The organism is Ruminococcus sp. XPD3002 (assembly GCA_900119535.1).
In the GTDB taxonomy this organism is placed as follows: Bacteria; Bacillota; Clostridia; order Oscillospirales; family Ruminococcaceae; genus Ruminococcus; species Ruminococcus flavefaciens_H.
The window spans coordinates 66,700-76,880 of sequence record FPJT01000016.1; the positions used below are offsets into that span (position 1 = coordinate 66,700).

General features: G+C 44.4%; 7 protein-coding genes. 3 read left to right on the forward strand and 4 right to left on the reverse strand.

All coding sequences use genetic code 11. The annotated features are described in order from the left end of the window. The coding region (locus tag BT127_RS13115; protein ID WP_318257252.1) for a dockerin type I domain-containing protein at positions 1 to 444 on the forward strand (444 nt) is incomplete at its 5' end. 317 nt (positions 445 to 761) lie between these two features. Here the strand turns inward: BT127_RS13115 and BT127_RS13120 are convergent. From BT127_RS13120 to BT127_RS13135, 4 genes are all read right to left on the reverse strand, one after another. After that, positions 762 to 1,580, reverse strand: a complete 819-nt coding sequence (locus BT127_RS13120) for a glycoside hydrolase family 11 protein (RefSeq protein ID WP_075425435.1) — start codon at positions 1,578 to 1,580, stop codon at positions 762 to 764. 208 nt (positions 1,581 to 1,788) lie between these two features. Next, positions 1,789 to 4,347 carry a hypothetical protein gene (locus BT127_RS13125; protein WP_075425436.1) on the reverse strand — a complete coding sequence of 853 codons (2,559 nt, stop codon included), beginning with the start codon at positions 4,345 to 4,347 and terminating at the stop codon, positions 1,789 to 1,791. After that, positions 4,340 to 4,900 (reverse strand): RNA polymerase sigma factor, encoded by a 561-nt coding sequence (locus BT127_RS13130; protein ID WP_075425437.1) that lies wholly within the window; start codon positions 4,898 to 4,900, stop codon positions 4,340 to 4,342. The genes BT127_RS13125 and BT127_RS13130 overlap by 8 nt, the downstream gene beginning before the upstream one ends. A 159-nt stretch (positions 4,901 to 5,059) precedes the next feature. Continuing rightward, entirely contained in the window at positions 5,060 to 5,839 is a 780-nt protein-coding gene (locus BT127_RS13135) for an AraC family transcriptional regulator (protein ID WP_075425438.1), read from the reverse strand. 191 nt (positions 5,840 to 6,030) lie between these two features. Between BT127_RS13135 and BT127_RS17280 the strand changes: the two genes are divergently transcribed. Next, positions 6,031 to 9,786 (forward strand): rhamnogalacturonan lyase family protein, encoded by a 3,756-nt coding sequence (locus BT127_RS17280; protein ID WP_318257253.1) that lies wholly within the window; start codon positions 6,031 to 6,033, stop codon positions 9,784 to 9,786. A gap of 121 nt (positions 9,787 to 9,907) precedes the next feature. Then, the coding region (locus BT127_RS13155) for a hypothetical protein (RefSeq protein ID WP_075425439.1) at positions 9,908 to 10,181 on the forward strand (274 nt) is incomplete at its 3' end.

The window sequence follows — 10,181 nt, forward strand, 5'->3', positions numbered from 1 at the left end:
CTCTTCGGCGGAAATACAAATGCAGATGTAGCGGAGTACAACAAGCTGATAAAAAAGGTTGCTGACGAGTACAGCTCCAACAACAAAAACATAGTTTACGCCGATATCCACAGTGTAATAGATGCTTCAAAGGATCTTGCGGACGGTGTACACCCGAATTCGGGCGGATATGAAAAAATGGGCAAATACTGGTTCGATACCCTTGACAGCTTCTTCAAGAGCAGTAGCCCTCAGGAACCTGATTACCTGTTGGGCGATGTTAACTCGGACGGCAGGATATCTGTTTTCGACATTGCAGCATTCCGCAGCGGACTTGTAAGCGGTTTCAGGGACGGGACTGCATCGAAAGCCGCTGATATAGACGGAAACGGTACTCCTGAAATGTCCGATCTTGTACAGCTCTGCAAATTCCTTATGTGTGAAACAAAGGAATTAGGCAAATAAAAAAACTCCTGCGCATGCAGAAGTTATAATTGTAATTACCGGGGAAAACCTTTCTGAAGAAAGGTTCTCCTCTTACGGAGGCGGTCCCCTCTGCCTCACTTTGTTCGGCATCTCCCCGCACTGCGGGGAGTCACCCCGAACCCCTTTCCAAAGACTTTTTGCCCCAAATTTTCAGCCTGACAGGGTACTCTCTTATTGTATTACTAAAAAAATAGTTTTACATGAGTACCCTGTCAGGCTGAAAATTTAAAGTAAAGGCTCAGTAAAAAAATCAGGGAACACCTCATCCAAAGGCATCCCCCGATAAATATATATCATTATTCGTTAACTGTAACTTCTATATCGTCGGCTTCCTTATACTCGCCCTCTTCTCTGAGCTCGTTTCTGTATACTACTGCCTTGCCCGAGGACTGATATCCCTCAATTGTAAGTGCAGTTTCGTACATCTTGCCGAGTTCAAGGCCGCATTTTGCCCACGCATCGAAGTGCTTGGAGATCGAGATAGTACCTTCAAGGCGTGTTCCGTCACCTTCAGGCTTTGTCTTTCTTACGCTCCAGTACTGGTCGAATGTAGTCGTTCCCTCTATGGAAGGCTGTTCAACACGGGTAGTTCTGTAGATGTCATACTCAGCGCCGTCCACCTTGACAGTACCGAGAGACTTGTCTGCTCCGGGTGGTCTCCAGCTTCCCCATGATTCTACTATGTAATACTCGATAAGCGGCTTTTTGGTCCAGCCGTAAACGCACATGTAGGAATTGCCGTTAGGCTGATAGTCAACGCCGTAGTCCACATAAAGATTACCCATTTCGCGGTATGTCTTTGTGGAACCGAGCTTCTTGCCCTTACGGAAAAGCGCATTATTGATATTATCCCATTCGCAGGTGAAAGTACCGCCTTCGCTTACTGTAAAGGAAGTATCTCCCGTATCCTTCCAGAGCTCATAATCGTAGCCGTCGGAATTGCCCTTTGTGTTATAGGAATAGACCTTTCCTTCAAGGGAAAGAGTCGGAGTTTCAACAGCGGATGAAGCTGATGAAGAACTTTCCTTTTCAGGTGCGGAACATCCCGGAAAACAGCCCATGATGCAGCAAAGTGAAACACACAGGCAAATTTTTTTCATGATATTATTACTCATTCGCATAACCCCTCTTGATTTTATATAATATTGATTTTAACATATTACACATTAAAAATCAAGCTGATTATTGTTATCAATTTGTTCACACTTACCGATATTTGCTTTCATCACAGTCTTTGCAGAAAATATCACAGGCTCCGATAAATTACATCGGAGCCTGTGGAGTAGGAAGTAATGGTGAATTACTTTTTGGAGGTTACATTTATCATATGGACTTCTCAGCGTCCCATTTCTGTATCTCAAGTGCATCCATAGGAGTAAGTCCGTCGCCAGTTCCGAATACATCTGCGTTGAACTCGCCTGTCCTGGAAACAGGGTATTTTACGCTGTTTGCCGAATTCTGAAGGATAAGCAGAGCATCTGCAAGACCTGTCTCGTTATCGCAGTTTGCGTCACCTGTTCTGAGTACAGAGAGGTCTATACCGCTCATATAGCTTGATAATGTGTTTACAGAATCGCTGAGAGCAACTGTATCTGTAGCTTCTAATTTATAATCAAAATCATAACTTTCCCTTCCTGCGTTGAAGCGGTTCATTTTATCAAGCAGTAAAGCTTCATAATTGATTCCCGGATGAGAGTGGATATAATACTCGCATGCTTCTGTGAACTCATCCTCAGTGCTGTAAACCGAGTCTAGTTCGTTAAGGATATACATCATCATGCATTCTGTTTCAAGAACGTCGCAGCTTACGCCGTTCTCATTGAAATCGAACTTAGTGTTATAGTTATCGCGTATCTCAGGTAATACCTTTATCTTTACCTGGAGTTCAGGGAATGTTCTTATAAGTTTACTTGTCTCAAACTCATCAAAGGGACTGATGTTTTCACAGTTGAGGTTATAAAGGATACTGTAGTCTGCAACGTTTATTACGCCGTTAAGGTCCATATCAGGCTCAGGAAGAACGCCTGTCTTGACATTCTTGTAATATGTCGGGAAAGCAGCCTCGATATCCTCCTGAGAGAAGTTATAGCGGTTTACATCCTCATCTGTAGGTACATAGTCGTCTATAACGCCTTTGCCGAATTTGAATGCAAAATCAAGATAGTAGGAGTAATTGCCGAAAAACGGTTCATCGTATGAATTGTAATGATAGGTATAACACTGTGTATTCATATTTCTGTATTCATACTCATAACAATGAAATTTGAAGGACTCATCATACGAATAATAGTCGGGATCGAAATATTTCTTTTCTATCTTATTGTTCGAGAGATAATACTTTACCAGATATTCGAGCTGGATATCTTCATTATAATAAGCTGCGATGTATTTTGAAGCAGTGTCAAAGTAAGTACATGCCTTGTTGAATTCGCTTTCAGTGATCTTATACGGCTGTCTGTAAATTCCCCAGTCAATATCGGGATCAGCACAATATGTATCATAATAATCACTGTATGCCTTATAATTATGGTAATGATCTTCAAGCAATTCACTGGTTTGTTTCTCATAATAATCAGTACCAACATTTGCTCTGAAGCATAAGAGAAGAAGTACATCATCAAAATTGAATTCGCCGTCGGAATTTATATCCATATCGAGTTCTTCTTTTTCAATCATATCTTTCATATAATTATATGATCTGCCGGACTCGAAGAACTCATAACGCAGGCAATAATCGATGAATTCTGATACCATTTTTTCTGAGGTATCATAACCCTCGGGACAGTTTTCGGTATAAAACTCATGGTCAAAGTAACTAAGATCCATATCGTTATATGTGAGGTAATAACAAGCAAGCTCTGTTGAATCAAGCTTATAATAGCCTTTATAATATTCATACTCCTTGCCTGTATCAGGATCGATCTCGGTTGTCTTCACGCCGTCGTTTACAGGAATGACATTGAATTTATCCAATACATCCTTAGGAAGCATTTTATCTCCGTCTTCACTTTTGACAGCATCTTCTGCAACATAGAATGCATAAAGATCTATGATATCAAATTTTCCGTCGGAATTAAGGTCGATGTCTACATTGTAGTCCTCAATGAAGCTCCTTGCTTCGTCAGCTCTGTTCTGCACCTTGTTTACAGGCGTATATGAATCTGCTTTAACGCTCAGCACAGGAGCGTTTGCAATCGTGAGGAGTGCCGCAGACATTGCAAAAAATTTTTTCATTACGATTCTCCCTTCGTATTCGTATTCTTCATTGGTTTTCGTAACAGCAGCAGTAACTGTCACTTCGGGTGCTGTAGTGAAGTTAACTGTTACAGCAGTCTGTACCGATGTCTGTGCGTGACGGTCGGATGTCACAGCAGCAGTCGGTGTATTATTGACTTTCGCATCGGTAACAGCAGGTGCTGTTACTTTATCAGCCGATGCAGTCTCGTTTTTTATTGAAGCGGACGGAACGGGCGAAGCCGTCTGAACAGGTTCTGCCGCGTAACTGTATGATGTTACCGCTGTGGTAAGTTTATTATTAGGATCTGTAACAACGGGTACAACAGCGACCGTTCCGATATCAGCCTTTACAGCATCGGCACTTGATGAAACAGCTTCTGTTGAGCTGTGTGCTGTCGGCTGTTCGGACGGTACTGTTGTGGAGGTCTCAGAGATCACACTGCTGCCAAACAGTGACGGGTCCTTTAAATTTTCATCTCCGCGGAAAAGTCCCCATCCCGAAACTCCTACTGCGATAAGCAAAGCGGCAGCAGAAGCGGCGAAGGAATAATATCTGTGTATTACAGGCTTATGTTCACGTTCGGCTTCTTCGATCAGGTCATCATCGATATTGTTTATGCCCCTGTATAATTTCATGTCACTCATCCAGATATCCCTCCTTCTGCAAGAATGTCCTGAGTTTTTTTCTCACTCTGAAAAGATATGTAGCCACAGTTTTCGTGTTCATATCATAAAGCTCTGCTATCTCCTCCAGTGTATCGGAGTACCAGTATCGCCTTACGAACACTTTCCTGTACTTTTCAGGCTGGCTCCTGAGGAAAACGCTTATAGCTTTTCCGAGCTGTTCATCCGTAACATTGTCTTCTATACTTTTTCCATCGGGTATACAATCTGATAATTCATCCAGTGAAACAGTGAGAGCAGCATTCCTTTTTTCGGCTGTATTGTACTTTATCCTGTTTATTGCACAGTTTTTCACAAGCTTGCATAGGTATACTTTCAGGTTTGAAGGTCTGTTGGGCGGAATAGAACTCCATACATCCATATATGCAGAATTCACACATTCCTCCTGATCCTCTTTCTGCGAAAGGATATGTCCTGCAATATACCAGCAAAGCTTGTCATAGCGCAGTTTCAGCTCAGAAATAGCCTGTTCGTTTCTTTGCCATAGCAATTCGATTATTGACGCGTCATCCAAAGGTCCAACCTCCTTTCATGAGGTCCTCTGTTTATTAAGACAACTTCCGACCGATAATATTTCACTTTTTTTGAAAAAATTTTCTGCAATTTTATTTTATCTCATTTATATGCTTATCTCTGTATCCGAAAAATACTGTCGCAGAGACGGTTAAGCCATTCATTCACGGTTATCTTTACGGTATTTTGAAGGCGAAACACAGGCGTATTTAACAAACTGACGTGAAAAATACGCATAGTCTTTATATCCGCACATATCAGCTATCTCGTTGGCGGAAAGATCGGTAGTGAGCAGAAGGTTCCTTGCGTATTCCATGCGGCTTGTCCATATATCCTTTGTACAGGGGATACCGTAACGCTGTTTGTAAAGCCGCTGGAAATGCGAAACGGAAAGATTCAGTCTTTCTGCGATATCAGGAATATTCCACTCCCTTGCAGGATCGGCATAGATCTCTCTCCTTATCTTTTCGATCGCATTATCATATGGAGTATGAACGCTGCTGTTCTTGTTTTTGCAATGTGAGTTTATATGAAGCAGGATAGCTGTCAGCAGATGATGAAGAGTAGTTTTACTGTCAGGCAGTTCAGCATTGAAGATCTCTTCACATGCGGCGATCAGCTTTGAAACGCTGTCATCTTCAAGCTTTATCGGAGTATTGAATTCAAATTCAAGACTGTCAATAAATTCATTGTCCTCTGGTTCGATGCTGAACCTTATCCAGTCATCGCAGTATTCCTCACCGTCCCCGTATAAACAATGCGGCATACAGCTTTTCACGATGAAAACCGTATTCTTATCGACCTTATACTCATTTTCTCCCATACATATACGTGCTTTCGACTGCACGAGTATTATCTGAGTACCGAAATGTCCGTCAGGACGTTCTATTGAAAATGATGCAGGATGTTTCCAGTGCCAGCCAAGCATGTAGATATACATTACTGATTCCCCCTTTGATGATATTATACATAATTTCACAGTATTAGTCAATCAGATTTATGCAACAAAAATTCAAATTTGCGATAGAAATGTCTATTTTCAAATTGCAAATGCAATGATATAATAATGTTGCCATATAAAAAATGTACCGAAAAATCGGTGCAAAGGAAAATATATGAGGGGGAATAATCATGAACAAAAAACTCAGAAAGCTGTTAGCCGCTGCTGCTTCACTGTCGATTTGTATGGGTACAGTTGACGGCGTTGCAGGCATGATCGATGCAAACGCTGCATACGGTGTCGGCGGCAACGGCAAGGCAGTAATGGAGTACCTCGACAGAGGTATCTACGCTGTCAAAAACGGAAACGGTATGTTTGTAAGCTGGCGTTATAATGCCGATGATTCGGATGATGCCGAATTCAGACTTTACCGTGATGACAAACTCATCTACACCAGCAAATCGGGTGACGCTACCTCTTATCAGGACAACGGCGGCGGCACAGGTTCAAAGTATCGTGTGGACTGCATTGAGGGAGGCAAGGTAGTCAACTCGCAGACCTGTAAATTCACCTCGGGAAACAATTACTTCGACATCAAGCTGAACAGTCCCGGCAGTCAGTATTCGCCTAACGATGCCTGCGTGGGAGATGTGGACGGCGACGGTCAGTACGAGATATTCCTGAAATGGGATCCTTCAAATGCAAAGGACAATTCACAGCAGGGCAAGACCGACAATGTTTTTATCGACTGCTATACCCTTACAGGCAAACAGCTATGGCGTGTTGACCTCGGCAAAAATATACGCGCAGGTCAGCATTACACGCAGATGTGCGTTGCAGACTTCGACTGCGACGGCAAGGCTGAACTCATCACCAAGACCGCCGACGGCACAAAGGACGGCAAGGGCAAGGTAATAGGCGACGGAAGCAAGGACTACCGCAACGGCAACGGCTATATCCTTACAGGTCCCGAGTATATGACACTCTTTGACGGTCAGACAGGTGCAGCTCTCGACACTATCGATTTCCCCGTTCCGAGAGGAAAAGTGTCAGACTGGGGAGACAACTACGGAAACCGTGTGGACCGAATGAACAGCGGTATCGCTTATCTTGACGGCGTTCACCCGTCAGCGCTCTACGGCAGAGGCTATTACACAAGACTTACCTGGTCTGCCGTTGATGTTGTAAACAAGAAGCTGGTCAAAAGGTGGGTTTACGATTCTACCTTCAATAAGAACACTCCCGGCTGGGGCTGCGGCAACCATAACGTAATGGTCGCCGACTGCGATAACGACGGCAAGCAGGAAGTCTTCACAGGTGCAAACTGCATCGACGATAACGGTAAACTTCTCTGGACATCAGGAAACCTTCACGGCGATGCTATGCATGTCGGAGACCTTATCCCCGACCGTGAAGGACTGGAAGTATGGGAATGCCACGAGGACAAGCCTTACGGCGAGTCCTGTTACGATGCAAAGACAGGAAAGATAATCTTCCACATAAACAATACCAAGGATACGGGACGCTGTGCCGCCGACAATGTATGGGCAGGAAATAAAGGTGCGGAATTCTGGGGAGCTGCTGACGGAAATGTCTACAACTCCGCAGGAAAGAAAATAGGCGGCACAAAACCCGCACAGAACTTCTTCATCTACTGGGACGGAGACCTTGAGCGTGAGATACTTGACGGAAACAAGATATCAAAAATGACAGGTGCTGACAAGATAGACCGTATATTCACCGCAAACGGATGCGGCTCTAACAACAGCTCGAAATCCGTACCATGTATGACTGTTGACCTTTTCGGTGACTGGCGTGAAGAACTCATCATGAGAACCGATGATAACACAAAGCTCCGTGTATGGTGTACTACATCTGCTACAAAGGTACGTCTCACAACTCTCATGCACGATATGCAGTACAGAGCGCAGAACTGCTGTCAGCAGTCCTCATACAATCAGCCTCCGCACGTAAGCTACTACCTCGGAAGCGATGCTCCTCTCCCTGCAAGACCAAAGGTACTGCTCAACAACGAGCCTGTAAGGACAGAGACTCCCGTACAGTCTGAAACTCCGACAGCAGCAGCTGAACCTGCACCTGCTCCCACTACAGCGGCTCCCGTACAGGATACAGGAAACTACAGCAAGAAGTTCGACCTCGGCGCAAACGCTCAGAACGGCTTTACTTCCGTAAAGGCTTCGGACAAATACGACAAGAACAAGGGCTACGGCTTCTCGGGAAATGATGTTAAGGACGTTGCCGCAGCAGGTAAGAATGAACTCAGCGATGCTGTACAGTTCACAGGAAACACAAATTTCAACGCTGACGTACCGAACGGTCTTTACAAGGTAAAGGTAACTCTCGGAAACACTGCCCGCACAAGCGTTTACATGGAGAATATGCTCCAGATAGTCAACATGACAGGCAATAATGCAGTTGACGAGATAATCCTCCCCGTTACTGACGGTCAGCTCAATATACGTGCAGCAGCAGGAAAGGAAGGCAACGCCTACTCAATCAGTGCGATCGAGATAAACAAGATATCCGACAGCACTGCAATGCCTTCAACTGTATGGCTCTGCGGTGATTCAACTGTATGCAATTACTACCCTCTCGATTCAAGCACTCAAGCAGGCTGGGGACAGATGCTCAGCAAGCATATCGACAACAGCTGGTATGTAAGGAATATGGCTGCAAGCGGTGAATATGCCAAGGGATTCGTCGATCGCGGCAACTTCGACTGCATAGAAAAATACGGCAAGAGCGGAGATGTATTCGTTATCTCTATCGGCATAAACGACGGAAAGTATTACAAGGGCGACGAATATAAGAAGGTCGTTTCAGACATGGTAAAACGTGCAAAGTCTAAAGGCATGGACGTTATTCTCGTTAAGCAGCAGGGCAGAAAGGGTGACTATTCACTTTCACCTCTCCTCAAGAGCAGATACTTCTCAGCTGAACTCGATCAGATAGCATCCGAACAGGACTGCAAGGTCATCGATCTGTTCACTCTCTGGCAGGACTACTGCGTATCTGTAGGTGCAGCAAAGGCAGACGGAATGTATATCGACAATGTTCATCCCAACCGTACAGGTGCTGATAAACTTGCTGAGCTGTTTGCATCACAGTTCAGAAACAGTCCGTCCGAAGTAACTGTTCCGACTGCAACCGATGCTCCGACAACTCCTGCCGTTCCTGCATCAGATATCACCGACGGTAAGGTATATACATTCAAAAACGTAAACAGCGGACTTTACCTCGCAGTTGAAGGCACAAACGCTGCAAACGGCACTAATGTACAGCAGTCCGCTGCAAACGGAGCACAGGCACAGTTCAAGGCAGTTTCCGCAGGCGACGGTTACTATTACCTCATCTCTCAGCTTGGCGACGGCAACTCATATGCACTTGATGTAAACGCCAAAAAGACCGAAGACGGTACAAATATCGAGTTATACACATTCAAGAATGGCGAAAATCAGAAGTTCAGGTTCGTCAAGAATAACGACGGCACATACTCTATCCTCACCAAGATAACTGACGGTGCATCTGCTCTTGATGTAAACGAACAGTCAAAGGATACAGGTGCAAATGTCCAGCAGTACACCTTCAAGGGCGGTGACAACCAGAAATGGTACGTTGAGACCGCTGAACAGTCCGACGCCAGCACAACTTCCGAGCCGACAACTAACGGTCCCGAACCTGTATCACAGTCTCAGCTTCCCGAACCAACACTCCTCGGAGACGCTACACTTGACGGCTACATAACCCTTTCAGATGCACTTCTCATTATCCAGCACTGCGCAAACGCTGCCAAGTACCCGATGAATGAACAGGCACTTTCCAACGCAGACGTTTTCAACCGCGGCGACGGCATCTCTCCTATGGATGCACTTGCAATCCAGAAATTTGATGCAAATATCATAACAAGCTTCCCTGTCAACGAATAATATCTTCATTGCATATACATTAAAAAAGAGACTCCACAGGAACTTTGAACCGAACCATAAAAAACGTACAATGACAAAAAGAGCCTCCTATGGTATAATAGAAACCATAGGAGGTTTTGTTATGGCAAGAAGTTACAGACATATACAGCAGTATGAGAAAGAAATAAGTGAACTGAAAGAAAAAGGGTTAACGCAAAATGATATAGCTCAGCGTTTAGGCTTCACGAAAGAACAAGTGAAAGGATTTATCAAGCGGCAACATAAGAAAGAACGCAAGATAGCAGCAGGAATAGCTTTGAGGAAGAAAGGACGCCCACCTAAGGACAGCAAGTATTCCAAGACCGATAAGGTCAACGAGCTCAAATACATAATTGCTCGTAAAGACGCAAAGATCA